The organism is Allocatelliglobosispora scoriae (assembly GCF_014204945.1).
GTDB lineage: Bacteria > Actinomycetota > Actinomycetes > Mycobacteriales > Micromonosporaceae > Allocatelliglobosispora > Allocatelliglobosispora scoriae.
Genome location: NZ_JACHMN010000002.1, coordinates 1,712,291 through 1,736,681, shown reverse-complemented (window position 1 = coordinate 1,736,681; position 24,391 = coordinate 1,712,291). Strand labels below are relative to the sequence as shown.

25 protein-coding genes and 1 pseudogene are annotated in these 24,391 nt (G+C 70.5%); 24 read left to right on the top strand and 2 right to left on the bottom strand.

All coding sequences use genetic code 11. The annotated features are described in order from the left end of the window. Nucleotides 1-24 precede the first annotated feature (24 nt). The 7 genes from F4553_RS13490 (at nucleotide 25) to F4553_RS13460 (ending at nucleotide 5,754) form a co-directional block, all read left to right on the top strand. Nucleotides 25-762, top strand: coding sequence for a YggS family pyridoxal phosphate-dependent enzyme (locus F4553_RS13490; protein ID WP_184835951.1), 738 nt, complete (start codon nucleotides 25-27; stop codon nucleotides 760-762). A gap of 170 nt (nucleotides 763-932) precedes the next feature. Then, the gene (locus F4553_RS13485) at nucleotides 933-1,712 is read left to right on the top strand and encodes a cell division protein SepF (RefSeq protein ID WP_184835949.1); all 780 of its coding nucleotides are present in this window, start codon (nucleotides 933-935) and stop codon (nucleotides 1,710-1,712) included. Nucleotides 1,713-1,735: 23 nt separating this feature from the next. Continuing rightward, nucleotides 1,736-2,026 (top strand): YggT family protein, encoded by a 291-nt coding sequence (locus F4553_RS13480; RefSeq protein WP_184835947.1) that lies wholly within the window; start codon nucleotides 1,736-1,738, stop codon nucleotides 2,024-2,026. A gap of 59 nt (nucleotides 2,027-2,085) precedes the next feature. Beyond that, nucleotides 2,086-2,886: a DivIVA domain-containing protein gene (locus F4553_RS13475; RefSeq protein WP_184835945.1), complete on the top strand. Its 801-nt coding sequence runs from the start codon at nucleotides 2,086-2,088 to the stop codon at nucleotides 2,884-2,886. A 249-nt stretch (nucleotides 2,887-3,135) separates the two neighbouring features. Further along, the gene (locus F4553_RS13470) at nucleotides 3,136-3,768 is read left to right on the top strand and encodes a hypothetical protein (protein WP_184835943.1); all 633 of its coding nucleotides are present in this window, start codon (nucleotides 3,136-3,138) and stop codon (nucleotides 3,766-3,768) included. A 184-nt stretch (nucleotides 3,769-3,952) separates the two neighbouring features. Beyond that, nucleotides 3,953-4,234 (top strand): DUF167 domain-containing protein, encoded by a 282-nt coding sequence (locus F4553_RS13465; RefSeq protein ID WP_312875195.1) that lies wholly within the window; start codon nucleotides 3,953-3,955, stop codon nucleotides 4,232-4,234. Continuing rightward, complete coding sequence (locus tag F4553_RS13460) at nucleotides 4,231-5,754, top strand: potassium/proton antiporter (RefSeq protein ID WP_184835939.1); 1,524 nt, start codon at nucleotides 4,231-4,233, stop codon at nucleotides 5,752-5,754. The genes F4553_RS13465 and F4553_RS13460 overlap by 4 nt, the downstream gene beginning before the upstream one ends. Nucleotides 5,755-5,844: 90 nt before the next feature. Here F4553_RS13460 and F4553_RS42945 read toward each other — a convergent pair whose 3' ends face one another. Continuing rightward, nucleotides 5,845-6,300, bottom strand: coding sequence for a hypothetical protein (locus tag F4553_RS42945; RefSeq protein WP_184835937.1), 456 nt, complete (start codon nucleotides 6,298-6,300; stop codon nucleotides 5,845-5,847). A gap of 10 nt (nucleotides 6,301-6,310) precedes the next feature. Between F4553_RS42945 and F4553_RS13450 the strand changes: the two genes are divergently transcribed. The 7 genes and pseudogenes from F4553_RS13450 to F4553_RS13420 all read left to right on the top strand — a co-directional run bounded on the left by F4553_RS13450 (nucleotide 6,311) and on the right by F4553_RS13420 (nucleotide 14,555). After that, nucleotides 6,311-6,739 carry a TraR/DksA family transcriptional regulator gene (locus tag F4553_RS13450; protein WP_184835935.1) on the top strand — a complete coding sequence of 143 codons (429 nt, stop codon included), beginning with the start codon at nucleotides 6,311-6,313 and terminating at the stop codon, nucleotides 6,737-6,739. Beyond that, nucleotides 6,649-7,347 (top strand): signal peptidase II, encoded by a 699-nt coding sequence (gene lspA / locus F4553_RS13445; protein ID WP_376776211.1) that lies wholly within the window; start codon nucleotides 6,649-6,651, stop codon nucleotides 7,345-7,347. The genes F4553_RS13450 and lspA overlap by 91 nt, the downstream gene beginning before the upstream one ends. Next, nucleotides 7,344-8,276: an RluA family pseudouridine synthase gene (locus F4553_RS13440; RefSeq protein ID WP_184835931.1), complete on the top strand. Its 933-nt coding sequence runs from the start codon at nucleotides 7,344-7,346 to the stop codon at nucleotides 8,274-8,276. The genes lspA and F4553_RS13440 overlap by 4 nt, the downstream gene beginning before the upstream one ends. Beyond that, nucleotides 8,273-9,058: a hypothetical protein gene (locus F4553_RS13435; RefSeq protein ID WP_184835929.1), complete on the top strand. Its 786-nt coding sequence runs from the start codon at nucleotides 8,273-8,275 to the stop codon at nucleotides 9,056-9,058. Before F4553_RS13440 ends, F4553_RS13435 begins: the two co-directional genes overlap by 4 nt. Nucleotides 9,059-9,175: 117 nt before the next feature. Then, nucleotides 9,176-10,252: pseudogene (locus F4553_RS13430) on the top strand (MinD/ParA family ATP-binding protein); the annotation flags it as partial. Nucleotides 10,253-10,337: 85 nt separating this feature from the next. Further along, nucleotides 10,338-13,865, top strand: coding sequence for a DNA polymerase III subunit alpha (dnaE, locus tag F4553_RS13425; protein WP_184835925.1), 3,528 nt, complete (start codon nucleotides 10,338-10,340; stop codon nucleotides 13,863-13,865). A 12-nt stretch (nucleotides 13,866-13,877) separates the two neighbouring features. Continuing rightward, nucleotides 13,878-14,555, top strand: coding sequence for a DUF2567 domain-containing protein (locus F4553_RS13420; protein WP_184835923.1), 678 nt, complete (start codon nucleotides 13,878-13,880; stop codon nucleotides 14,553-14,555). Here F4553_RS13420 and F4553_RS13415 read toward each other — a convergent pair. Continuing rightward, the gene (locus F4553_RS13415; protein WP_184835921.1) at nucleotides 14,540-15,214 is read right to left on the bottom strand and encodes an LON peptidase substrate-binding domain-containing protein; all 675 of its coding nucleotides are present in this window, start codon (nucleotides 15,212-15,214) and stop codon (nucleotides 14,540-14,542) included. The genes F4553_RS13420 and F4553_RS13415 overlap by 16 nt on opposite strands. 200 nt (nucleotides 15,215-15,414) lie before the next feature. Here F4553_RS13415 and hisD point away from each other — a divergent pair, with 200 nt between their 5' ends. The 10 genes from hisD to F4553_RS13365 all read left to right on the top strand — a co-directional run bounded on the left by hisD (nucleotide 15,415) and on the right by F4553_RS13365 (nucleotide 24,385). Next, the gene (gene hisD / locus F4553_RS13410) at nucleotides 15,415-16,755 is read left to right on the top strand and encodes a histidinol dehydrogenase (RefSeq protein ID WP_184835919.1); all 1,341 of its coding nucleotides are present in this window, start codon (nucleotides 15,415-15,417) and stop codon (nucleotides 16,753-16,755) included. Further along, on the top strand, nucleotides 16,752-17,828 hold the full coding sequence (locus F4553_RS13405) for a histidinol-phosphate transaminase (protein ID WP_184835917.1): 1,077 nt from the start codon (nucleotides 16,752-16,754) through the stop codon (nucleotides 17,826-17,828). The genes hisD and F4553_RS13405 overlap by 4 nt, the downstream gene beginning before the upstream one ends. After that, nucleotides 17,825-18,436 (top strand): imidazoleglycerol-phosphate dehydratase HisB, encoded by a 612-nt coding sequence (hisB, locus tag F4553_RS13400; RefSeq protein ID WP_184835915.1) that lies wholly within the window; start codon nucleotides 17,825-17,827, stop codon nucleotides 18,434-18,436. The genes F4553_RS13405 and hisB overlap by 4 nt, the downstream gene beginning before the upstream one ends. A 55-nt stretch (nucleotides 18,437-18,491) precedes the next feature. After that, nucleotides 18,492-18,662 (top strand): CG2302 family histidine operon protein, encoded by a 171-nt coding sequence (locus tag F4553_RS13395; protein WP_184835913.1) that lies wholly within the window; start codon nucleotides 18,492-18,494, stop codon nucleotides 18,660-18,662. A gap of 26 nt (nucleotides 18,663-18,688) precedes the next feature. Then, on the top strand, nucleotides 18,689-19,303 hold the full coding sequence (gene hisH, locus F4553_RS13390; RefSeq protein WP_184840704.1) for an imidazole glycerol phosphate synthase subunit HisH: 615 nt from the start codon (nucleotides 18,689-18,691) through the stop codon (nucleotides 19,301-19,303). A gap of 114 nt (nucleotides 19,304-19,417) precedes the next feature. Next, complete coding sequence (locus F4553_RS13385) at nucleotides 19,418-19,738, top strand: hypothetical protein (protein WP_184835911.1); 321 nt, start codon at nucleotides 19,418-19,420, stop codon at nucleotides 19,736-19,738. Further along, complete coding sequence (priA, locus tag F4553_RS13380) at nucleotides 19,735-20,460, top strand: bifunctional 1-(5-phosphoribosyl)-5-((5-phosphoribosylamino)methylideneamino)imidazole-4-carboxamide isomerase/phosphoribosylanthranilate isomerase PriA (RefSeq protein WP_184835910.1); 726 nt, start codon at nucleotides 19,735-19,737, stop codon at nucleotides 20,458-20,460. The genes F4553_RS13385 and priA overlap by 4 nt, the downstream gene beginning before the upstream one ends. Before the next feature lie 50 nt (nucleotides 20,461-20,510). Beyond that, nucleotides 20,511-21,800, top strand: a complete 1,290-nt coding sequence (locus F4553_RS13375) for a hemolysin family protein (RefSeq protein WP_184835908.1) — start codon at nucleotides 20,511-20,513, stop codon at nucleotides 21,798-21,800. Nucleotides 21,801-21,992: 192 nt separating this feature from the next. Further along, nucleotides 21,993-22,754 carry an imidazole glycerol phosphate synthase subunit HisF gene (hisF, locus tag F4553_RS13370; RefSeq protein ID WP_184835906.1) on the top strand — a complete coding sequence of 254 codons (762 nt, stop codon included), beginning with the start codon at nucleotides 21,993-21,995 and terminating at the stop codon, nucleotides 22,752-22,754. Nucleotides 22,755-23,185: 431 nt separating this feature from the next. Next, nucleotides 23,186-24,385: a M23 family metallopeptidase gene (locus tag F4553_RS13365; protein WP_184835904.1), complete on the top strand. Its 1,200-nt coding sequence runs from the start codon at nucleotides 23,186-23,188 to the stop codon at nucleotides 24,383-24,385. Nucleotides 24,386-24,391: the final 6 nt, after the last annotated feature.

The following is a 24,391-nucleotide window of genomic DNA, read 5'->3' as shown; positions in this document are numbered from 1 at the left end:
GCTGCGGTCGGTTCGGGTCTCCACATGAACTCTGACGAGCGGCGCGAGCAGATCGCGCAGAACCTGGCGGCGGTGCGCGAGCGCATCGCCGCCGCTTGCGCTGCGGCGGGCCGCGACCCGTCCTCGGTCACCCTGGTCGCGATCACCAAGACCTACCCTGCGGCTGACGTCGTGCACCTGGCCCAGCTGGGGGTACGCGATGTCGGCGAGAACCGGGACCAGGACGCCGCTCCCAAGGCGGCCGAGGTGGCTGCCGCCCTCGCCGAGGCGGCGGCGCCGACGTGGCATTTTGTGGGCCAACTCCAGCGCAACAAGTGTCGATCAGTGGTCGGCTACGCCGATGTCGTGCACTCTGTCGACAGCGTCCGGCTCGTCCGGGCGCTGGCCACCGCTGCGGCGGCCGGCCGGGAGCGGCCGCTGGAGGCGCTGGTGCAGGTGAGTCTCGACGGTGATCTCGACCGGGGTGGCGCCGCCCTGGCGACCGACGATCCTGATCGGAGCTTCGACCGGGTGGCCGAGGCGATCGCCGGGAGCAGCGGGCTGAGACTGGCCGGTGTGATGGCTGTCGCACCGCTGTCCGTCAATCCCTTGGCGGCGTTCGCATCCCTCGCCGGGGTGGCGGAGCGCCTGCTAAAGGATCATCCTTCAGCGACGATCATCTCCGCCGGAATGAGCGGTGACCTGGCGGAAGCGATTGCGAATGGCGCGACACATGTGCGGATAGGCAGCGCATTGCTCGGAAACAGACCGCCGCTCCGGTAGCCTGACGGCGGGCGAAACTACACGTGTGTGGTTCGCATCTGGCAATCGCGGCGGTGCGGCGGCCAGCCGGGGCAGCGCCGCGAACGCGGTCCCGTTGAAGGTGACAGATCGCTGCTGGTCACTCCAGCGGTGCCGGTCGCTTTCGCAAGATCATAAGGGGGCGGTGGCACGTGAGCGCTTTGCGAAAGGCTGGTGTCTGGCTCGGGCTCGTCGAGGATGACGATGACCGCGAGTACGACGATCGGCGCTACAGTGCTGCGAGCACCCGGGAGCGGTCGAGCTACCGGGACTCCCGTCGCGACTCCCGCTACGCCGATGCGCGCGTGGCCGACGACTTCGACGACGAGGACGACGAGGACGACCTTCCGGTGGTCCCGCGGACCCGCTACTCCGACCGGTCCCGGCCGGACCTCGGCCGCGCCGACTCCGCCGGGCGCGGTGACCTCGGTCGGGGCGAGAGCGCCCGGGCCGATGCCTCGCGGTCCGAGACGTCCCGCTACGACGAGCCGCGGTCGGACCGTTCGACGGTGCGTCCCATCACCCGTTCGACTGGTTCCGCCGGTTCGGGCTCGGGTGGCGCGAGCGCCTTCCCGACGCGGGACAACCTCGCCCTGAGCCCGCAGCCGACGGCCGCACCGCGCTCGGCCATGGCGCCGAAGCAGGAGGAGCGGCGTTACCAGATCACGACGCTGCACCCCACGACCTACAACGAGGCGCGCACCATCGGTGAGCACTTCCGCGACGGCACGCCGGTGATCATGAATCTGACGGAGATGGACGAGGCCGACGCCAAGCGATTGGTTGACTTCGCAGCGGGTCTGGCATTCGGACTCCGGGGTACGATCGAGCGCGTTACGCACCGGGTGTTCCTGCTTTCGCCCGCCAACGTCCAGGTGACCGCGGAGGAGAAGGCCAAGATCGCCGAAGGTGGGTACACCGGCCAGGGCTAGTTCGGCAAAGGACCTCATCTGTCGTGTTATCGATCGTGTGGCAAGTCGTTTATCTGGTGCTGTACATGTTCTGGGTGATCTTGATCGCCCGGTTCCTGATGTCGTTCATCCTCCAGCGGTCCAGGCACTGGCGGCCGGGTCGTAACGGGGCAGCCGGACTCGAAGTGGTGTGGAGCGTCACTGATCCGGCCCTCAAGCCGTTGAGGCGTGTGATCCCACCACTGCGACTTGGTAACGTGAGCGTTGCGCTGGCTGACCTTATCCTGCTGATTATCCTGTACGTTCTGATGCAGATCGTAAGGGGGCTGATTTAGCGGGCCCTAGCCCGCTGACCAGCACCCTGACGCGGCCGCAACTGACCCGAGGAGTTTCGATGCCGCTCACCCCGGCCGACGTGCACAACGTCGCCTTCAAGAAGCCCCCGATCGGCAAACGGGGGTACGACGAGGAGGAGGTTGACGCCTTCCTGGACGAGGTTGAGCGCGAACTTGCTCGTCTGATCGAGGAAAACAACGAGCTTCGCGCCCAAGGCGACCGGGGCGGACGTCCACCGGCTGGACCCCCGATGGCCATCGGTGGCGGTGATCCACGACTCGCCGCCGAGCTCAACGAGCTCAAGGCTCAGCTCGACCGTGTCCAACGGGACAAGGGCGAGGCGGAGCGCGCTGCCCGCGCCATGCAGGGCGAGCTGGAGCAGTTCCGCGGCGCTGTCGCCGGCGGCCCCGTGGGGCCCGATGGCGAGCAGCAGGCGCTGCGGGTGCTCATGATGGCTCAGCGCACCGCCGACGACCACGTCTCCGACGCGCGTCGGGAAGCCGACAAAGTGCTCTCCGAGGCACGCGCCAAGGCGGAGGAGGTCACCCGGGAGTCCCGGGCCAAGGCCGACGCCCTGGAGCGTGACGCCCGGCAGCGGCACCAGGAGGCGATGGGCGGTCTCGACGCCAAGCGCACCGCACTGCAGAAGCACATCGAAGAGCTCAAGCAGTTCGAGCGCGAGTACCGGACGCGCCTGAAGGCGTACCTGGAGAGCCAGCTCCGCGACCTCGAAGGCCGGGCACAGGGCCTGGAGACCGAGGTCACCCGTGGGGCTGACAACGGCCGCGGCGCGGTCGGCGGCAATCTGGCCGCCGCTGCGACGGGTGCCGGCGGCTCCTTCGGCGGCACCGCGCGCTGACGCGCGCTGACACACACGCCGCCCGCATGTCCCTGCGACCCCTCGCACCAGCATGCGGGCGTGCCGTGGGTCGACCATGCCCTGGCACGGTCGACTCAGCACACATGGCCCACCCCGGCAAGCACGTGTCCGCTTTCTCACGCCGCCGTAACCGGCAGCGCGCGTAGCGGTTGATGCACTGCACGTTGGACCCGGCGCGAAGACGCGCGTCGGGATGACCTCTGGATGCCGATGCGGCGGGGGTGAGCTGTGATAGTCGCAAGTCTGCTGCTCATTGCCGTCGCTATCGGCCTGCTGGTGCTGGGCCTGGCGAACGGATCGAGCGGACTGCTCGTCGGTTCGATCGGGACCAGTCTCCTGGCCGCGGTCGCCCTGGTAGTGGGCGCGCGTCAGGCCACCTCCGCGCGAGCGGAGGCGGACCTCCTCGACATCGAGGACGAGCGGGCCGAGAGCGACGACTACGAAGAACCACGCGAACGCCGGGGTTCAGCACGCGGTGCCGAACCCCTGATCGAACCGGAGCCGCTGTCGCAGCGCCGGCAGGACCGCAACGACCGCGCCGAGCGGTCCGACACGGCCACGGTCGTCATCCCGGCGCAGGGCACGAGTGCCGCGCCGGAGGATATCGACGATGAGGAAGACCCGCCGGACGAGCCGATCCCGCAGCGGGTTCAGCCCGCGGACGCGGCGCGGATCGCCCGGATGGCCACCGATGTGCTCGTGATCGACGGCCGCCCGAGGTACCACGTCGCCGGGTGCGTGCACCTGCTGGGACGGCCGCATGAGCCGTTGCCGGTCGGCGAGGCGGTGGAGCTCGGGTTCACGCCCTGCGGTCTCTGCGAGCCCGATTCGGCTCTGCTGGCCGACGCCCGCCGCGTCTAGCCGCACCTCCGCGTGACGCAACTCTTCAAGAGTTGGTGCTTCAGGCCGCCAGGCCTCAGCACCAACTCTTGAAGAGTTGCGTCACTGTGCGTTGCACCGTTTGGTGGGGTGCGGTCGGTCTGAGGGTCTGGTCTGAGCGCGCCTTTCCACCTGGGATGATGTGGGGGTGGCGGGCGAGGGTGATGTGACGGTTGCGATCCGGGTGAAGCCGGGGGTCAGCCGTGCCCGCGTGGGCGGTGTCCACGAGGGTCCGCTCGGTGCGGAGCTGATCGTCGCCGTGCAGTCCCCGCCGGTGGACGGCAAGGCGACCGAGGCGGCCCGGCGGGCGCTCGCGGCCGCGCTGGGTCTCCGGCCGTCGGCCGTGTCGCTGCGCAGCGGTGCCGCCTCCCGCGACAAGCTCTTCGCGATCACGGACCCGCCGGCCGACCTGGCGGAGCGCCTGACATCCCTGCGGGCCGCCGGGTGACCGGCTCCTTCGAGGCCGCCCTGCTGGTCGGCGCGCTCGTCCTGCTCGTGGCCGTCGTGGCCGTCCGCTTCTCCACCCGCCTGGGGCTGCCGAGTCTGCTCGTCTACCTCGCGCTCGGCATGATGCTCGGCGAGTCGGGTTTCGGCATCCAGTTCGACGACGCCGACCTGACCCGCATCCTCGGCACGGTCGCCCTCGTGCTGATCATCGCCGAGGGCGGACTGACGGCCCGCTGGAGCAGCCTGCGCCCGTCCCTGGGGATCTCGGCCACGCTCGCGACCGCCGGTGTCATGATCAGCGTCGCGATCGTCGGCGGCGTGCTGCACCTCCTGCTCGGCCTGGACCTGCCGACCGCGCTGCTCTACGGCGCCGTGCTGAGCTCCACCGACGCGGCGGCGGTCTTCTCCACGCTGCGACGGCTGCGGCTGCGGCCCCGGCTGGTGGCGATCCTGGAGGCGGAGTCGGGCATCAACGACGCGCCCGCGGTCCTGCTGGTGGTGCTGCTGGCGACCGCCGCGACCTCGGCCGCCGCGCCGCACCCGCTCTGGTGGGACGCCCTGCTCTTCGTCTACGAACTCGCCGTCGGCACGCTGATCGGCCTGGTCGTGGGCTTCACCGGCCGGTGGCTGCTGCGCCGGGCGGCCCTGCCGTCGGCCGGGCTCTACCCGATCGCCGCGGTGGGGTTGACCTTGATCGCGTACGCCGGTGGCGCCGTCGTGCACGCCTCGGGCTTCATCGCGGTATATGTCGCCGGTGTCCTCATCGGCAATGCCCGTCTGCCGCACCGCCAGGCGATTCTCGGCTTCGCCGACGGGATCGCCTGGCTTTCTCAGATCGGGCTCTTTGTTTTGCTGGGATTGCTCGCTTCGCCGTCCCGGCTGCCCGAGGCGATCGTCCCGGCGGTGATCATCGGGCTGACGCTGGTTCTCCTCGCGCGCCCGGTTTCGGTCTTCCTCTCGGTGCTGCCGTTCCGGTGGACCACCCCGGTCACCCTTCGGGAGCAGGCGTTCCTCTCCTGGGCGGGGCTGCGCGGTGCGGTGCCGATCGTCTTCGCCACGATTCCGCTCTCGCTCGCCGTCCCGGGGGCGGAGGAGCTCTTCGACGTCGTCTTCGTGCTTGTGGTGATCTTCACATTGGTGCAGGCCAGCACCCTTCCGCCGATCGCGCGACGGCTCGGCGTGACCGCCGGCGCCGAGCCGACGGAGCTGCGGGTCGAGACCGCGCCGCTCGAGCGAATGCGTGCTGACCTGCTGCAACTCGACGTCCCGGCGGAGTCCAACCTCGTCGGCGTGCATCTTGACGAGTTGCGCCTGCCCACCGGGGCGGTGGTGACGATGGTGCAGCGTGGCGAGACCGGCTTCGTGCCGACGCCGAGCACCCGGATCAAGGCCGGTGACGGCCTGCTGATCGTCGCCTCCGACCAGGTACGCGAGGCGACCGTGCGCCGTCTGCGAGCCGTTAGCAGGCGCGGGCGACTCGCCAGGTGGTTTGGCGAAAATGGCGCCGACATGGGGGATTAGCGGCTAAGGTCGCTTACCTGAGTGTCCGGTTTAGGCACGGAACGTGTTGCATGTTTGTCGGACGCCTCAGGGTTCCGTATCCTTGCCAACCTACTCCGAGTGCGCGGCACCCGCCGCGCGCCCGTTTTGCATGTGGGGGTTTCCCATCATGGCCGAGCCGCGAGCGCGAAAGACTGCGGGAAAGACCGAGGCTGACACGTCGGCCCCGGCGAAGCCCGCGAAGACGACCGCCAAGGCGGCCACGACCAAGGCCGCCACAGCGGCGGGCACGAAGCGAGCGGCTGTCCCGGCCGCCGCGGCCACCGCGGCACAGGCCGCCACCGGGGCGAAGAAGGCCACGGTGAAGGCCAAGACGGGGTCGGCGGGTTCGGCGAAGAAAGCGGCTGCTCCGGCAGCTGCGAAGAAGACCACGGTCGTCCGCAGTGGTGCGGCCGTGCCGGCGGGGTCGGCACCAGCGGCCTCGGCGGAACCGGTGTCGGAGCGCTCCACGGCTTCGGCACGCCCCCCAGTTGATGCATCGGAGATAGCCGCCGACAGCGCGGCCAAGGGAGCGACGATGGCGAAGCCAGCAGATTCGAAGGCGACCGGCACTCGAGGCGCCGCCACCGCCACCAAGGGCACCCGCAGCGCAGCCGACACGGAGAAGATCCGGTCCGCGCTCGCCGCCCGGCGCGACGAACTCCGCGCCGAGTATGATCACACGCTGACCGAGATCACGGAGCTGCAGCGCGACCGCCTCACCGACTCGGCCGGGGACGATCAGGCTGATACCGGCACGAAGACGTTCGAGCGGGAGCAGGAGATCACCCTGGCCAACTCGATCCTCGAGCGGATCACCCAGGTCGAGCGCGCATTGGAGCGGCTCGATGAGGGAAGCTACGGTTGGTGCGAGCGATGCGGCAACCCGATCCCGGTCGAGCGCCTGGCGGCATTCCCGTCGGCGACACTGTGCGTCTCGTGCAAGCAGTTGGAGGAGCGGCGCTGACCATGGAGACCAAGGGGAGCCAGACGGTGATCGAGGCAGAACCGGTGTCGGCGCCCCTCCACGGCGGGCAGGGCAAGCGGCGGCGAGCGGTGGCCACACTGGTCACCGTCGCCCTCGCCGCGATCGGGCTCGACCTGCTGACCAAGCAGCTCGTGATCGCCCATCTCGAGGGCGGTGAGCCGGTCAAGTGGCTGGGCGGCGCCGTCTACCTGTCGGTCACCCGCAACGGTGGTGCCGCCTTCAGCCTGGGCAAGGACTACACCTTCATCTTCCCGGTGATCGCGTTCTGCGTGCTCGCCTGGATCGGGTGGAACGCGCGCAAGCTCGCGTCGCCGGCCTGGGGCGTCGCCCTCGGCCTCGTCGCGGGCGGTGCCTGCGGCAACCTGCTGGATCGGATCTTCCGCTGGCCCAGCCCCTTCAACGGACATGTGGTGGACTTCATCAGCCTCTTCGGCCCCTACGGCGAGGTCTTCGCCGTCTTCAACGTCGCCGACATGTCGCTGACCTTCGGTGTCATCCTCGCGATCTACCTGGAACTGACCGGTCGGCAGCGCGACGGCAGTCGCCTGCGCCGTGACGACAAGCCGGCCGGAGAAGTGCCCGCATGACGGGTGAGCAGCGATCACTGCCGGTCCCCGACGGCCTCGACGGCATGCGGATGGACCAGGCGGTCTCCCGGTTGTTCGGCCTGTCCCGCACCGTCGCCGCCGATCTCATCGAGAACGGCGGTGCCCTCGTCAACGGTGTCACCAAGCAGAAGGCCGACAAGGTCGCCGGCGGCGCCTGGCTCGAGGTCACCCTGCCGCCGCCACCGGCGCCGCCGACGATCGTCGTGGAGAACGTCGAGGGCCTGCGGGTCGTCTTCGCCGACGACGACATCGTGGCGGTCGACAAGCCGGTCGGGGTCGCGGCGCACCCGAGCCCCGGCTGGACCGGCCCGACCGTCATCGGCGGCCTCGCCGCGATGGGGCACCGGATCTCCACCAGCGGCGCGGCGGAGCGGCAAGGCGTCGTGCACCGTCTAGACGTCGGTACGACCGGGATCATGGTCGTGGCGAAGAGCGAGCACGCATACACCGCGCTCAAGCGGGCCTTCAAGGAGCGCGAGGTCGACAAGCGCTACCACGCGGTCGTCCAGGGCCATCTCGACCCCTTCAGCGGCACGATCGACGCGCCGATCGACCGGCACCCCCAGCACGACTACCGCTTCGCGGTGATGTCCGGCGGCAAGCCCAGCGTCACGCACTACGACACGCTGGAGGCCTTCCCCGCCGCCAGCCTCGTCGACGTGCACCTGGAGACGGGCCGGACGCACCAGATCCGGGTCCACTTCTCCGCGATGCGCCACCCGTGCGTCGGCGACCTGCAGTACGGCGCCGACCCGACGCTCGCCGCCCGGCTGGGCCTGTCCCGGCAGTGGCTGCACGCGCGGCAGCTCTCCTTCGTCCACCCCACGACGCTGGAGCAGGTCACGTTCGTCAGCGAGTACCCGAGTGACCTCGCGCACGCACTGGAGCTTCTGCGGGACGTTCAGTGACCGCTGCGGGGTCATTCCTGCGAGACCTCGACCGGACCCTGCTCATGCCGGTTGCCCGCGGCTACCGGCGGCTCGCCCGGGGGCGGCGGCGACCCCCGGCGCTGACGATCGTGGCGGGCCTCAGCGTCGCCGCCGTGCTGGTCGCCGCAGTCTGGCAGGCCAACCAGGCGGCGCCGACCACGGACACGTCGGTCGGCCAGGTGGTCCGGGTCGGCGTGGCGCAGGGCGGTTCGATCCCGGACTACGAGCTGTCCAGCCGCGCCGAGCTCGCCGCGCTGGGCGACGCGGGGGAGCCGGCCTACGCGCTGGTCAGCTTCAGCGCCTACCTCGCGCCGGACCGCTTGCCACCGGTCCTCGCCAAGGTCAAGATCATTGACGTCTATGTACGGGTCCCGCTCGAGCGGATCCAGACCGAGATCGTCCGGGTGTCGGCGAGCGTGGTCCCGGCGGACGTCGTCCGGGGCATGGACACCCTCGCCGCCCGCAAGACGGCGGAGGCAGCCTCCTATCGTGAGCAGCTCGCCAAGGCGGCCGATCCCGGACTCGCCGACGTCTACTCCGCCGGGGCGCGCACCGCCGAGGCCGAGGCGACCGCCTACGCCGAGCACTGCTCCTGCGCGTACGCGGCGGTGGTTTCGGCGACCCCGGCGGAGCTGCGGGCTCTCGCGGGCCGACCGGGCGTGCGGGCCGTCGACCCGGCGCCGGAGATCCACCGCCTGGACCGGACGGTGTTCCTCCCGCCGCTGCCCGAGCAGAAGCAGCGGGCCATCCCGGTGGGCTGATCCTCGCTCCGCTCGGTCGGTCGTCGGGCACTCGGTATCCTTGCAGTCCAGCACGATCATTCCGAGGGGCGGAATCGGCCGACGGCGGGATGCATTTCGCAGCGCGCTCCGCATAGGGTTGAGGCAACTCGCGCCGGCATGAGGAGTGACCGAGCACAGCGAGGGAGCCCCGCAAGGCGCGCAGGAATCACAGGATCGGGGAGGCGAAGCGTGGAGCGCACCGATGCCGGCTGGGACAAGCCGGATCAGGGCCCGCGCTGGCGTGCACTCCTGGACAAGGCCCGTCCGCCCCGCCCGACCGACGTGCCGACGATCGGCGCGGCCGACGGCCAGGTGCCCGGGCGCATCAACGGCCCGATCGAGTGGCGTCCGGCGCCCTCGCCCGGCGGCGTCGAGGCGGAGCTGGCGATCCTCAAACGGGCGCTCGGCGGCCCCAAGGTGCTCGCCTTCGCCAACCCCAAGGGCGGCGTGCACAAGACCACCGCGACTGTTCTCGCCGCCGCGACGATCGGCAGCGTCCGCGGTCGCGGCGTGCTCGCCTGGGACGACAACGAGCTGCGCGGCACGCTCGGCCTGCGGGCCGGCAGTGCGCGGCATGCCCGGACGATCCGGCACCTCCTCGCCGACCTGGTCGAGCTGGAGAACCTCCCGGCCCAGGAGCTGCCCGACCGCCTCGACGAATACCTCCGCCACGCCTCCGACGCCTCCTATGACGTGCTCGCCGGTGAGGAGAATCCGCGCTTCGCCCAGAAGCTCGACCGCAACACCGTGCGCCGGGTGCTGGACGTGGTCTCCCGGACCCACGAGGTGATCTGCGTCGACACCGGCAACAACGTGGAGAGCGCCAACTGGCAGACGGTGCTGCAGGCCGCCGACCAGCTCGTCATCACCACGGTGCCGCGCGAGGACGCCGCCTTCACCGCCGACTGGATGATCGACATCCTGCACGAGGTCGGCCTGGGCAGGCTCGCCACCAACGCGGTGACGCTCCTGTCGTGCCCGACGCCGGGTCCGTCGGCGATGCTGGAGGATCTCCGCAAGCACTTCGCCACGCGGACACGCGCCGTGGCGGTGGTTCCCTACGACCCGGCTCTCGAGCCAGGATCGTCGATCGAATACGGTCAGCTCCAGGCGTCGACACGTCGGGCTTGGCTCACCGCGGCTTCGGTCATGATGTCTGCCTTCGGCGGATAGAAAACCCCCGCGCGGGGCACGCGAAAACGATCGGCGTCGGCGGCTAGGCTGGCTGGCGCACGTTGGAAACAAAGGGGGCGAGAAGGTGGCTGACTCCTTCGTTCACCTGCACAATCACACCGAGTATTCGATGCTCGATGGTGCGGCCCGGCTGAAGGAGTTGTTCAAGGAGGCGGGCCGGCTGGAGATGCCGGCGCTGGCCATGACCGATCACGGCAACATGTTCGGGGCCTTCGACTTCTACAAGCAGGCGACCGCGGCGGGCATCAAGCCGATCATCGGCGTCGAGAGCTATGTCACGCCCGGGACCGATCGCCGCGACCGCACCAGGGTCCGCTGGGCCGACGGCGGCGAGAACGACGTCTCCGGCTCCGGTGCCTACACGCACATGACGATGCTCGCGATCGACGCCGACGGCCTGCACAACCTCTTCCGGATGCAGTCGAAGGCGAGTCTTGAGGGCTTCTTCTACAAGCCCCGTGCCGACCGTGAGCTGCTCAACGCCTATGGCAAGGGGATCATCGCGACGACGGGGTGCCCGTCCGGCGAGATTCAGACCTGGCTGCGCATCGGCGACTTCGAGCGGGCCTGTGCCAGCGCGGGGGAGTTCCGCGACATCTTCGGCGCGGACAACTTCTACCTGGAGCTGATGGACCACGGTCTCAACATCGAGACCCGGATCCGGCAGGACCTGATCAACCTCGGCAAGCGCCTGGGGCTCAAGCCGATCGCGACGAACGACCTGCACTACACCTATGCCAAGGACGCCGAGGCGCACGAGGTCCTGCTCTGTGTCCAGAGTGGATCCACGATGGCGGATCCCAAGCGGTTCAAGTTCGACGCGCGCGACTTCTATCTGAAGAGCCCGGCGGAGATGCGCGACCTGTGGGACTCCGAGGTCCCCGGCGCCTGCGACAACACGCTGGAGATCGCGGACAAGATCGGCGACTACGCCAGCGTCTTCGCCTCCCGCAACCTGATGCCGCAGTTCCCGGTGCCCGAGGGGGAGACCGAGGAGTCCTTCCTGCGCAAGGAGGTCCGCCGCGGCCTCGCCGAGCGGTTCCCCAACGGCGTCCCCGAGGGCCACGCCCGCCAGGCGGAGTACGAACTCGACGTCATCGCCCAGATGGGCTTCCCCGGCTACTTCCTCGTCACCGCCGACCTGTGCACCTATGCCCGCAGCGAGAAGATCCGGGTGGGTCCGGGCCGTGGTTCGGCCGCCGGCGCCCTGATCGCGTACGCGTTGCGCATCACCGAGCTGGACCCGATCCAGCACGGCCTGCTCTTCGAGCGGTTCCTCAACCCCGAGCGCGTCTCGATGCCCGACATCGACATGGACTTCGACGAGCGTCGGCGCGGTGACATGATCCGTTACGCGACGGAGCGCTACGGCGAGGAGCGCGTCGCCCAGATCATCACCTACGGCACCATCAAGGCGAAGGCCGCGATCAAGGACGCCGCCCGGGTGCTGGGCTACCCGTTCGCGATGGGCGACCGGATCACCAAGGCGATGCCCCCGGCCGTCATGGGCAAGGACATCCCGCTCGGCGGCATCTTCGACCCCTCGCACAACCGCTACCCGGAGGCGGCCGAGTTCCGCCAGCTCTACGAGACCGACAACGACGTGCAGAAGGTGGTCGACACGGCGAAGGGCCTGGAGGGGCTCAAGCGCCAGTGGGGCGTGCACGCGGCCGGTGTCATCCTCTCCGGCGAGCCGCTGCTCGACGTGCTGCCGATCCACAAGCGCGATCAGGACGGCGCGATCATCACCCAGTGGGACATGGGTGCGTGTGAATACATCGGCCTGCTCAAGATGGACTTCCTGGGCCTGCGCAACCTCACGGTCATGGACGACTGCCTGGAGGGCATCAAGTCCAACCGGGGCATCGAGGTGGTGCTGGAGGAGCTGCCGCTGGAGGACAAGCCCACCTATGAGCTGCTCGCCCGGGGCGACACGCTCGGCGTCTTCCAGCTCGACGGCGGGCCGATGCGGTCGCTGCTGCGCTCGATGGTCCCCGACGGCTTCGAGGACATCTCCGCCGTGCTGGCGCTCTACCGGCCGGGTCCGATGGGCGCCAACGCGCACAACGACTACGCCGACCGCAAGAACGGTCGCAAGCCGGTCGTGCCGATCCATCCGGAGCTGGCCGAGCCGCTCTCGGAGATCCTCGGCGACACCTACGGCCTGATCGTCTATCAGGAGCAGGTCATGGCGATCGCGCAGAAGCTCGCCGGCTACTCCCTCGGCGCCGCCGACCTGCTCCGCCGCGCCATGGGCAAGAAGAAGAAGGAGATCCTCGACAAGGAGTACGTCCCCTTCTCCGGCGGCATGCGGGAGAACGGCTACTCCGACGAGGCGATCAAGACCCTCTGGGACATCCTCGTCCCCTTCTCCGACTACGCCTTCAACAAGGCGCACACCGCCGGCTACGGTCTCGTCTCCTTCTGGACGGCGTTCCTCAAGGCCAACTACCCGGCGGAGTACATGGCCGCCCTGCTCACCAGCGTCGGCGACGACAAGGACAAGATGGCCGTCTATCTGGCGGAGTGCCGCCGGATGGGCATCAAGGTGCTGCCGCCGGACGTGAACGCCTCGACGATGCGCTTCACCCCGGTCGGCAACGACATCCGCTTCGGCCTCTCGGCCGTACGCAACGTCGGCGTCAACGTCGTGGATTCGATCATGCGCTGCCGCAAGGAGAAGGGCGCCTACACCGACTTCTACGACTACCTGCGCAAGGTCGAGGCGGTCGCCTGCAACAAGCGCACGATCGAATCACTGATCAAGGCGGGTGCTTTCGACTCGCTCAAGCACAGCCGTAAGGGCCTGCTCGCGGTCCACGCCGACGCGATCGACTCCTTCCTCGATGTCAAGAAGAAGGAGGAGGTCGGCCAGTTCGATCTCTTCGGGAGCGCGTTCAGCGACGCCACGCCCGGGGGCAGCATGCTCGCCACGCCGGTGATCCCCGATACGGAGTGGGAGAAGACCGACCTGCTGGGTTTCGAGCGGGAGATGCTCGGCCTCTACGTCTCCGACCACCCGCTCTTCGGCATCGAGCACATCCTGCTCGGCGCCGCGGACATGTCCATCGCCGCGCTGTCGGAGGAGGGCAACGTCTCCGACGGGCAGATCGTCAACCTGGCGGGCATCCTCTCCGGCGTGCAGCGGCGCATCACCAAGCAGGGCAAGGCCTGGGCCTCGGGCACGCTGGAGGACCTGGGCGGCGCGGTCGAGGTGCTCTTCTTCCCCAACACCTATGAGCTGGTCGGGCAATATGTGGCCGAGGACGCCATCGTGGTGGTCCGGGGCCGCGTCGACCGCCGCGACGACCAGCCCCGGATGATGGCGATGGACCTGTCGATCCCGGACATCACGGTCTCCGACGACGTCCGGCCGGTCGTGGTCGCGCTGCCCTCCAGCAAGTGCACCCCGCCGCTGGTGGAGCGGCTGCGCGATGTCCTGACCAGCCACCCCGGCTCGGCCGAGGTGCACCTGAAACTGACCAACGGCACCCGGGCGACGCTGCTGCGGCTCGGTCCGCTGCGTGTCGCCTCCTCACCCGCGCTGATGGCGGATCTGAAGGCACTCCTCGGGCCCGCCGCGATCGTCTGAGAGGATCAGTGGGTGACCGATTATCACGATCAGCCGTGGATGACCGCCGAGCCGTCGCCCGCGCCGAAGAGGCGGCCGGCGCTGATCGTGGGTCTCGCGGTCGGCGTCTTCGCCCTGCTGGGCCTGCTGGGTCTGCCGCTGGGCTGGCTCTGGCAGCAGCTCGCCCCCAACGTCCCGGTGCAGATCGTGGAGGACGGCGGCAAGCTCTCCGGCATCGTCCCGGAGTCGCAACCGGAGGAGTTCGCCGCCGCTGACGGCTGGTTCGCGCTGCTCGGGCTCGCCTTCGGCATCCTCGTCGCGGTCCTGGTCTGGGTGCTGGTCCGCCGCCTGCGCGGGCCGGTCGGCCTGATCACGCTGCTGCTCGGGTGTCTCGCCGCTGGCTTCGTCGCCTGGTGGTTCGGCCGCAACCTGGGCCTCGCGGACTACCAGGCCGCGCTGCAGAGCGCGAAGGCGGGCGCTGAGCTCAGCAAACCGTCGCAACTGCGGATCACGGCCGACACCTGGTGGCCGGCGTCCTGGAAGGACTGGCGCCTGCAGGGCGTGCTGCTGGTCCCCGCGCTCGGCGCGGTGGTGACGACGACCCTGCTCGCCGGCTTCTCCCAGTGGCCCTCGCTCAACCCCGAGCCGCAGGAGTCATGGCAGCCCTATCCGCAGCCGGTGCAGCCGGGGCCGGGTCAGTTCGGCGAGTAGCGCTGATCCAGCTCGCCCGGCGTCAGGGGCACCGCTCGCACGTGGCGCAGCAGCGCCGTCTCCCGCTGCAGCAGCCTCAGCTCGTCGCGGAGCCGGGTGTCGGTGTCGGGGGTGGCGAGCAACTCCTGCCGGTCGGCGACGGTGAGTGCCGCGATCAGGTGCGAGAGCACGGTCGGATCGTCGGGCAGCTGGTCGTCGTGGCCGCCCCGCAGCACGCCGAGGTATTCCCGGAAGGCGGCCAGCACCTGCGGTGCGAGCTCGTCGGCGAGCTCGGTGGCGGCCGGTTCGGGGAACCACTCGACGGAGGCGACGGGGTAGGGCGCCGGATCGGCGACGAGCCCGGTGATCCGGAACCGGCGGTCGCCGACGCTGACGATCTCGAAGTGCCCGTCGGTGTGCTCGGTGACCTGCCGCAGCTGGGCGACGCAGCCCACGTTGTGCAGGCTCACCTCGCTGTGCACGATCCCGCCCGTCGTCGGCGGCAGCACCTCCAGGCCCTGCTCGATCGCGACCACCCCGAACTCGCGGGGGGTCCCGTCGGGCAGGTCCATCAGGTGCCGCACGAGGTGCCTGTACCGGTCCTCGAAGACGGTCAGCGGCAGCACCAGACCCGGGAAGAGCACCGTTCCGAGCGGAAACAGGGGCAGCCGCTGCGTCATGCCGCCACATTAGCGCTCTCGGATCGCCGAATCCGGTCGGCGCAGCCATCGATTCTCAGCGACCGTGGCGGACCGGCCTCTCCGGTCGTGCGCGGAATCCACCCCCGCCGACGGCTTCCGTGCAGCCCACGAGATGTGGGTCACTTCTCAGGAGGTGGGCGGGCGGGTCTGGTCAGCGCGGTGGTCACTAGAATCGACACGTGCTGACTCGGATCGACCTGCGTGGTCGCAAGACCGACCCCCGGGGGCTGCTGCCCCGTGCACAGCTCGACGTCTCCGTCGCGGCGGAGACGATCCGGCCGGTGATCGAGGCTGTCCATCAGCGTGGCACCGAGGCGATCATCGAGGCGACCGAGCGCTATGACGGTCTGCGCCCGGAGCGGCTGCGAGTCCCCGTCGCCTCGCTCGCCGAGGCCCTGGAGCAGCTCGACCCCGCCGTCCGGGCGGCGCTGGAGGAGTCGATCTCCCGCGCGGTCAAGGTCCACTCCGACCAGCGGCGCCACGAGGTGACGACGCAGGTCGTCCCCGGCGGCACGGTGACCGAGCGCTGGGTGCCGGTCTCCCGGGTCGGGCTCTATGTCCCCGGCGGCCTCGCCATGTACCCGTCGACGGTCGTCATGAACGTCGTCCCCGCACAGGTCGCGGGCGTCGAGGGCCTCGTCGTGGCCTCGCCGCCGCAGAAGGAGACCGGGCTGCCCGACGCGCGGGTCATGGCGGCGTGCGCGCTGCTCGGTGTCGACGAGGTCTACGGCGTCGGCGGTTCCCAGGCGATCGCGATGCTCGCCTACGGCAGTCAGGGACGGATCGCCGCCGAGCGCGGTGACGAGCCCGACGACGACTACTGCGCACCGGTCGACCTCATCACCGGCCCCGGCAACGTCTGGGTGACGGCGGCCAAGCGGCTGTGCCGGGGCGTGGTCGGCATCGACGCCGAGGCCGGACCCACCGAGATCGCGGTGCTCGCCGACGAGACCGCCGATCCGGTGCACGTCGCGGCCGACCTGATCAGCCAGGCCGAGCACGACCCGCTCGCGGCGAGCGTGCTCGTCACCGACTCGGTCGCTCTCGCCGACGCGGTCGACGCCGAGCTGGTCCGCCAGGTCGGCGAGACCAAGCACACCGAGCGCATCCTCGCGGCGCTGCGCGGCCCCCAGTCGGGCACGGTCCTCGTCGACGGCATCGACCAAGGGCTGCGCGTGGTCGACGCCTACGCGGCCGAGCACCTGGAGATCCAGACCCGCGACGCCCGCGCCGTGGCCGACCGCGTCCGCAACGCCGGCGCCATCTTCGTCGGCCCGTGGGCCCCGGTGAGCCTCGGCGACTACTGCGCGGGCTCCAACCACGTGCTGCCGACCGGCGGCTGCGCCCGGCACTCCAGCGGCCTGTCGGTGCAGTCGTTCCTGCGCGGCATCCACCTCATCGAATACACGCAGGAGGCGCTGCGCGACGTGGCGCACCATGTGGTCACGCTCGCCACGGTGGAGGACCTCCCCGCGCACGGCCAGGCCGTGACGGCGCGATTCAGCCGGGAGGCGTCATGACCGTCGCCGACGAGATCCAGGGCCTGCTCCGGCCGGGGCTGCGCGGCCTGTCGCCCTACGGCGCGCCGCAGCTCGACGTGGCGGTCCGCCTCAACACCAACGAGAACTCCTACTCGGTCCCCGACGAGGTGGTCCGAGCGGTCGCCACCGCCCTGACCAGCGAGATCGCCGACCTCAACCGCTACCCCGACCGCGATGCGGTCAAGCTGCGCGCCGACCTCGCCGCCTACCTCGGCCACGGCATCGACGCGGAGTGGGTCTACGCCGCCAACGGGTCCAACGAGGTGCAGCAGCAGCTCCTGCAGGCCTTCGGCGGTCCGGACCGGGTGGTGCTCGGTTTCGGCCCGGCCTACTCGATGCATCCGCTGCTCGCCGTGGGCACCGCGACCGGCTGGGTCGACGCCGGCCGGGGCGACGACTTCGGGCTCACCGCCGCGCACGCCGTCGACGCGGTCCGGGAGCACCGTCCCGCGCTGACGATGCTCTGCTCGCCCAACAACCCGACCGGCACCGCGCTCGACCTCGACGTCGTGCGGGCGGTGCTCGCCGCGACCGAGGGGCTCGTCGTCGTCGACGAGGCCTACGCCGAGTTCGCCCGGCCCGGCACGCCGAGCGCGTTGAGCCTGCTCGCCGAGCACCCGCGCCTGGTGGTGACCCGCACGATGAGCAAGGCGTTCGCCTTCGCCGGCGCTCGGGTGGGCTACCTGGTGGCGCACCCGGCGGTGATCGACGCGGTGCAGCTGGTGCGGTTGCCCTATCACCTCTCCGCCCTCACCCAGGCCGCTGCGCGGGCCGCGCTGGCGCACACGCCGGTGCTGCTCGCGACGGTCGAGGCGATCAAGCAGCAGCGCGACCGGATCGTCGCGACGCTGCGCGAGCGCGGGCTGCGGGTCGCCGACTCCGACGCCAACTTCGTGCTCTTCGAGACCGGCGGCGATCAGCAGGCCGTTTGGCGCGCGCTGCTGGAGCGTGGTGTGCTGGTCCGCGATGTCGGCTTGAAGGGCTGGCTGCGGGTCACCGCCGGGACACCGGCCGAGACTGACGCTTTCCTCACAGCGATGGAGCAGCAATGACGAGAACCGCCACCGTTGAGCGGATCACCGCGGAGACGAAGGTGCTGGTCGAGCTCGACCTCGACGGCACGGGCCAGGCCGAGATCTCGACCGGCGTGGGCTTCTTCGACCACATGCTGCACCAGATCGCCCGGCACGGCGGTTTCGACCTGCGGGTCGAGACTGTTGGTGACCTCGTCATCGACGCTCACCACACGATCGAGGACACCACGCTCGCGCTCGGCACCGCGGTCGACAAGGCGCTCGGCGACCGCAAGGGCATCCGCCGCTACGGCGACGCGACGATCCCCATGGACGAGGTGCTGGTCCGGGCTGCCATCGATCTGTCCGGCCGGCCGTACGTGGTGCACGACGAGCCGGAGCTGGCGCCCTACATCGGCCCGCTCTACCCGACCAGCATGACGCGGCACGTCTGGGAGTCCTTCGGGCAGACGGCGCGGATGACCCTCCACGTCGATGTGCTGCGTGCCTGCCGCCCCGGTGGCAAGGCCGACGCGCACCACGTGACGGAGGCGCAGTTCAAGGCGGTCTCCCGCGCGCTGCGCGAGGCGGTCGCCCTCGATCCGCGCAACGCCGGCCAGGTTCCGTCCACGAAGGAGACGCTGTGAAGCGCGAGGAGCGGAGCGCAGCGGAGCCCCGCAAGCACGAACGGAGCAAGACGCTGTGAGCGGCGCGGTGCCGGTGGTGCTCTTCGCGCTGGCCGGAATCCTCGTCGGCGGTGCGTGGTCGCTCTACAAGCAGGGTGCGCACCGGGGTGTCGTCGCGGTCGTCGGGCTGTTCGCGCTCGTCTCCGCCGCCGGTGGCGTCGCGTGGCTGATGCCGGGCGAGGTGTGATGAGCCCCGCAGAGCGCGCCGGAAAAATGGCTTCGGTGGTGGTGCTCGACTATGGATCGGGCAATCTGCGCTCCGCGCAGCGCGCCCTGGCGGCGACGGGTGTCGATGTCACGGTGACGAGCGACCTCGACGCGGCTGCAGCTGCGGACGGGCTGGTCGTGCCGGGGGTCGGTGCCTACGCTGCGTGCATGGCGGGCATCGACGAGCTCGGTGCCGGTCCGGTCGTCCAGCAGCGGGTCGCCGCGGGCCGGCCGGTCCTGGGGATCTGCGTCGGCGCTCAGATCATGTTCGAGGTCGGCGACGAGCACGGGGTCGTCACGCCGGGTCTGGGGCTGCTGCCGGGCCGGGTGCGGCGGATCGAGGCGCAGCGCGTACCCCACATGGGGTGGAACACGGTCGCGGCCCCCGCGGCCTCGCGCCTGTTCGCGCAGATCGACCCGGCGGCTCGGTGCTACTTCGTGCACTCCTACGCGGCCGCGGCCTTCGACGACCCGGAGTCGCTGGTCACGACCGTGACCCACGAGGACGCGACCTTCGTCGCGGCGGCCGAGCGCGGCTCGCTCAGCGTCACCCAGTTCCACCCGGAGAAGTCCGGCGCGGTCGGCGCGCACCTGCTGCGCAACTGGGTGGGCACGCTGTGAGGCGCGAGGAGTGGAGCGCAGCGGAGCCCCGCAAGCGCGAGCGAAGGATGACGCTGTGAGGCGCGAGGAGTGGAGCGCAGCGGAGCCCCGCAAGCGCGAGCGAAGGGTGACGCGGTGAGCAAGGAGCGCGCGCTGCGCCGCGCCGAGCGCGAGGCGGCCGAGGCCAAGCGCCGCCGCAAGATCGACCGGGCCGAGGCCCGACGGGTCACAATCCGGCGGGTACGCCGCAAGCTGACCCTCCGCCCCAGCCGCGTCGGCCGCCTGCGCCGGCACAGCCGCGGACAGCTCGCCGTGACCGCGATCGTGGTCGTGCTGCTGCTGCTGGTGATCTGGTTTCTCGTGCAGACCACGGCGCTCGCCGTGCTGCTCACCATCTTGACCGTCATGGCGCTGCCGGTGCTGATGACGATCGCCTGGGATCGGAGAAGTGCATGACCCTGCAGTTGCTGCCCGCCGTCGACGTCGCAGGAGGTCAGGCGGTCCGGCTGGTCCAGGGCGCCGCGGGTTCGGAGACCGATTATGGTGATCCGTTCGACGCGGCGATGGACTTCCAGCGGCAGGGTGCCGAGTGGATCCACCTCGTGGACCTCGACGCGGCGTTCGGGCGCGGATCCAACGCCGAGCAGCTCGCCTCGGTCGTGGCCGCCCTCGATGTCAAGGTCGAGCTCTCCGGTGGCATCCGCGACGACGAGTCGCTGCGCCGGGCGCTCGCCACCGGCGCGGCCCGGGTCAACATCGGGACGGCGGCGCTGGAGGACCCGGAGTGGTGCGACCGGATCGTCGGCGAGTTCGGCGACCGGGTGGCCGTGGGCCTCGACGTGCGGGGTCACACCCTCTCGGCGCGGGGCTGGACCCGCGACGGCGGTGACCTCTTCGACGTGCTGGAACGCCTGGAGAAGGCGGGCTGCGCGCGCTACGTCCTCACCGACGTGCACCGCGACGGCACGCTGACCGGACCCAACCTGGAGCTGCTGCGTTCGGTCTGCGCGGCGACCCCGAAGCCGATCGTCGCGAGCGGCGGCGTCTCCACACTGGACGATCTGCGTGCCCTCGCGGCGCTGGAATCGATCGGGGTGGAGGGTGTCATCACGGGCAAGGCCCTCTACGCTGGTGCCTTCACCGTCGCCGAGGCACTCGACGCGTTGGCCCAGCTCTAAGGGCTCGCTCGCGGGGTCCGGTGACCCTGATTCGAGTGGAGTGAACGCCCGTGGGCGGCTATGGCACCCAGGTCATCCTGGTGCTGGTCCTGATTTTGCTCAACGGCGCTCTCTCGGGCAGCGAGATGGCACTCATCTCGCTCCGGGAGAGCCAGATCCAGCGGTTGGAGCGGACGTCGAGGGGCGGTCGCACACTCGCGCGCCTGTCCCGGGACCCCAACCGGTTCCTGGCGACGATCCAGATCGGCATCACCCTCGCCGGGTTCCTGGCGTCGGCGTTCGCGGCGACCTCGCTGGCGAAGCCGCTGGTGGAGCCGCTGAGCTTCCTGGGTTCGGCGGCGGAGTCGGTGGCGATCATCCTGCTGACGCTGGCGCTGACCTTCGTGACGCTGGTGCTGGGGGAGCTCGCGCCCAAGCGCATCGCGATGCAGCGGGCGGAGGGCTGGGCGCTGGCGGCGGCGAAGCCGCTGGACCTGCTCGCGACGGCGTCGCGGCCGGTCGTGTGGCTGCTCGGCAAGTCGACGGACCTGATCGTGCGGATCACCGGCGGCGACCCGAAGGCCGGCCGGGAGGAGATCAGCGCCGAGGAGATCCGGGAGCTGGTCGTGGCGCAGCGGGGCTTCACCGCACAGCAGCGGGAGATCATCTCCGGTGCTTTCGAGATCGCCGAGCGCGGCATCCGGGAGATCCTCATCCCGCGGGGTGAGGTGACGCTGCTCGCCGGCTCCCTGACGGCCGACGAGGCGCTGCGGGAGCTCGCCGACTCCGGGCACACGCGCGCCCCGGTGGTCGGTCCCGGCGGCATCGACGACCTGATCGGCGTGGTCCACCTGCGCGACCTGCTGCCCGATCGGGGCGGCGCGACCGCCGCCGACCGGGCCCGTCCGGCGCTGCTGATGCCGGAGACCCTGCCGGTCGCCGAGGCGATGCGCCAGCTCCGCCACCGGCGCGAGCAGTTCGCCATGGTCGTCGACGAGCACGGCTCGATCGACGGCATCGTGACGATGGAGGACCTGGTGGAGGAGGTCGTCGGCGAGATCTACGACGAGACCGACGCCGATGTGGCCGCTGTCGTACGCGAGGCCGACGACGTCTTCGTGGTGCCCGGGTCCTTCCCGATCCACGACCTGCCCGACCTCGGCATCGACACGACGCGGTTCGCCGATGTCGACTACACGACGGTGGCGGGGCTGGTCCTGGCGAAGCTGGGGCACATCCCGACCGAGCCGGGCGAGACGGTGACGCTGCCGGGCTGCACCGCCGAGGTCACCGAGGTCACCGGCCGCGCGATCAGCAAGGTCCGGCTGCGCCTGGTGGCGACGAGGACCAACCACCACTGACGCCGCTCTGCGGCGCTCGCCGCTCGGCGCTCGGCGTGATCGCGTAGAAACCCGGAAAGAAGCCCTTCCGCTGCATGGTGAGGGGCTTCTTTCCGGGTTTAACGCGATCATGAGCGGTCATGCTTCTCAGGAAGCGGACCGCGCACCCACGCCGACAGCGCTCCAGCGGCCCGCCACGGTAGGTTCACCAGTGTGACGATCGCCGTGAGGGTCATCCCCTGCCTCGATGTGGACGCCGGCCGGGTCGTGAAGGGCGTCAACTTCGTCGACCTGCGCGACGCGGGCGACCCCGTCGAGCTCGCCGCCGCCTATGACGCGGCCGGGGCCGACGAACTGACCTTCCTCGACGTCACCGCCTCCTCCGCCGGTCGCGGCACCATGCTCGACGTGGTCCGCCGCACCGCCGAGACCGTCTTCATCCCGCTCACCGTCGGCGGCGGGGTGCGCAGTGTCGCCGATGTCGACGTGCTGCTGCGAGCCGGCGCCGACAAGGTCGGCGTCAACACCGCCGCGATCGCCCGGCCGGAGCTGATCAGCGAGATCGCCGAGCGCTTCGGCAACCAGGTGCTGGTGCTCTCGCTCGACGTGCGGCGCGGCGGCCACGGCAGCAGCGGCTTCGAGGTCACCACCCACGGCGGGCGGACCTCGGCCGGGCTCGACGCGATCGAGTGGGCGGCACGCGTCGCCAAGCTCGGTGCGGGCGAGATCCTGCTCAACTCGATGGACGCCGACGGCACCAAGGCCGGGTTCGACCTGGAGCTGATCCGAGCGGTGCGCGCGGTCGTCGACATCCCGGTGATCGCCTCGGGCGGCGCGGGCGCGGCGGTGGACTTCCCGCCCGCCGTCGACGCGGGGGCGGACGCGGTGCTGGCGGCGAGCGTCTTCCACTTCGGCGAGGTCACGATCGGCGAGGTCAAGACCGCCCTGTCCGACTCCGGCCACGCCGTCCGCTGACGCGCTCGCACCCGCCTGCCCCGCTTGCCCCGCTTGACGTGTGTTCTCGCCGTGCGTTCCGCACGCCTGCTGGATCGCTGCGCGCGTGCAAGATCACGCCTTCTTCGGGGAAAATGGTGTGATCAAGGCGCGTGATCACACCATTTTCCCCGAAGAAGGCGTGATCTTCGGCGCAGCCGCGCTCGCAGCCGCAGCCGCGCTCGTAGGCGCGCCTCGCTCTCGTAGGCGCGCCTCGCGCTCGTAGTCGCGCCCCGCGCCCGCAGCCGCTCGCCGCACCCGCAGCCGCGCCCCGCGCTCGCAGCGCGGCGGCGGTCAAGGTGCGGTCGTGCCAGGAAAGCCCGCAACAGGTGCAGATTCGCACCCTGACGGCAAGGTGATCTCTTCTTAAGATTGCGGTCAATAGATACGCCGATCGATCTTAGGAGGCTGGCATGGTGTCTCCGCGACGCCGTACCGCTTGTCTGCTCGCCCTGGTGCTCGGCACCGGGCTCACCCTCACCGCCCCGACCGCGGGCGTCGCCGCCCCGGCCGCGGCCGCCACGAGCGCGGTCACCACGGCCGTCACCTCGAAACTGCTCCAGCGAGCCGCGACCCTGACCGACGCCACCCTGCGCGCCGCGACGGCCGCCGAGACCCGGGTCACCGTCCTGCGCACAGCGGGTACGAGCTGGGCCTTCGGCACGGCGGTCATCGTCGCGCCGCAGAAGGAGGGCGCCTACCCGCTGGGCTGGCTCTTCCACGCCCGCTCCGTCAGGGGCACCTGGCAGATCGCGCTGGAGGACGAGGCGCTCTTCCGCGAGCTCGTCACCGCATCCCCGCTGACCAGGGGCGATGAGCGCTCGCTGTTCGCCACCGAGAACGCCCTCTTCGCGGGTGGTGACTACCGCACCGGGATGGCCCTGCCCTACGCCGTCGGCCAGTCGTGGCGGATGTCGAGCGGCCCGCACGGTTGGAGCACAACCGAGAACCCGTGGACCGCGCTGGATCTCGCGGGCGGCGACGGCATCGTCCGGGCGGCCCGTGCGGGCACCGCCTTCCGGATGTGCCAGGGCTGGATCCGGGTCTACCACGATCGCAACTACGCCACCGACTACTACCACCTCTTCAACAGCCTGGTCTCGGACGCGGACGGCGTACCGGCGGGTCAGGGTCTGCCGCTGGGCAACATCGGCACCGACGTGACCTGCGGCGGGCAGGCCTCCGGCAACCACGTCCACTTCGCCCTCCGCCAGAACGGCGGCTACGTCGCGATCTCCCAGCACAACTTCGGCAAGTGGACGATCGTCGCCGGGTCGGCTGCCTACGGCGGCACCGCGCGGCACGGCTCGACCGCGGTCGGGCAGGGCGGTTCGCTCTACAACTACGGCCCGCTCGACTTCAACCAGGGCATCGTCGACGGCAACGGCACGCTGACCCTGACCAAGCGCACCGGTCCCGGCAGCAACTTCGCCGCGGCGGGCACGGTCGCGGACGGCACGACGATGACGATCTCCTGTTCCAAGACGGGCACCACGCACACCGGCCGCTGGGGCACGACCAGCCTGTGGAACAAGTTCACCGACGGGACCTGGCTCTCCGACGCGTACATGTGGACCGGCCTGAGCGGTCCGGTCGGCGCGACCTGCCCCTAGGTCCGC

Excerpts from the sequence above, each read along its gene's own strand:
- F4553_RS13490 (WP_184835951.1), top strand. The coding sequence starts at position 25 with ATGAACTCTGACGAGCGGCGCGAGCAGATCGCGCAGAACCTGGCGGCG.
- F4553_RS13475 (WP_184835945.1), top strand. The coding sequence starts at position 2,086 with ATGCCGCTCACCCCGGCCGACGTGCACAACGTCGCCTTCAAGAAGCCC.
- F4553_RS13450 (WP_184835935.1), top strand. The coding sequence starts at position 6,311 with ATGGCGAAGCCAGCAGATTCGAAGGCGACCGGCACTCGAGGCGCCGCC.
- lspA (WP_376776211.1), top strand. The coding sequence starts at position 6,649 with ATGCGGCAACCCGATCCCGGTCGAGCGCCTGGCGGCATTCCCGTCGGC.
- F4553_RS13440 (WP_184835931.1), top strand. The coding sequence starts at position 7,344 with ATGACGGGTGAGCAGCGATCACTGCCGGTCCCCGACGGCCTCGACGGC.
- F4553_RS13415 (WP_184835921.1), bottom strand. The coding sequence starts at position 15,214 with ATGACGCAGCGGCTGCCCCTGTTTCCGCTCGGAACGGTGCTCTTCCCG.
- F4553_RS13405 (WP_184835917.1), top strand. The coding sequence starts at position 16,752 with ATGACCGTCGCCGACGAGATCCAGGGCCTGCTCCGGCCGGGGCTGCGC.
- hisB (WP_184835915.1), top strand. The coding sequence starts at position 17,825 with ATGACGAGAACCGCCACCGTTGAGCGGATCACCGCGGAGACGAAGGTG.
- hisH (WP_184840704.1), top strand. The coding sequence starts at position 18,689 with ATGGCTTCGGTGGTGGTGCTCGACTATGGATCGGGCAATCTGCGCTCC.
- priA (WP_184835910.1), top strand. The coding sequence starts at position 19,735 with ATGACCCTGCAGTTGCTGCCCGCCGTCGACGTCGCAGGAGGTCAGGCG.
- F4553_RS13365 (WP_184835904.1), top strand. The coding sequence starts at position 23,186 with ATGGTGTCTCCGCGACGCCGTACCGCTTGTCTGCTCGCCCTGGTGCTC.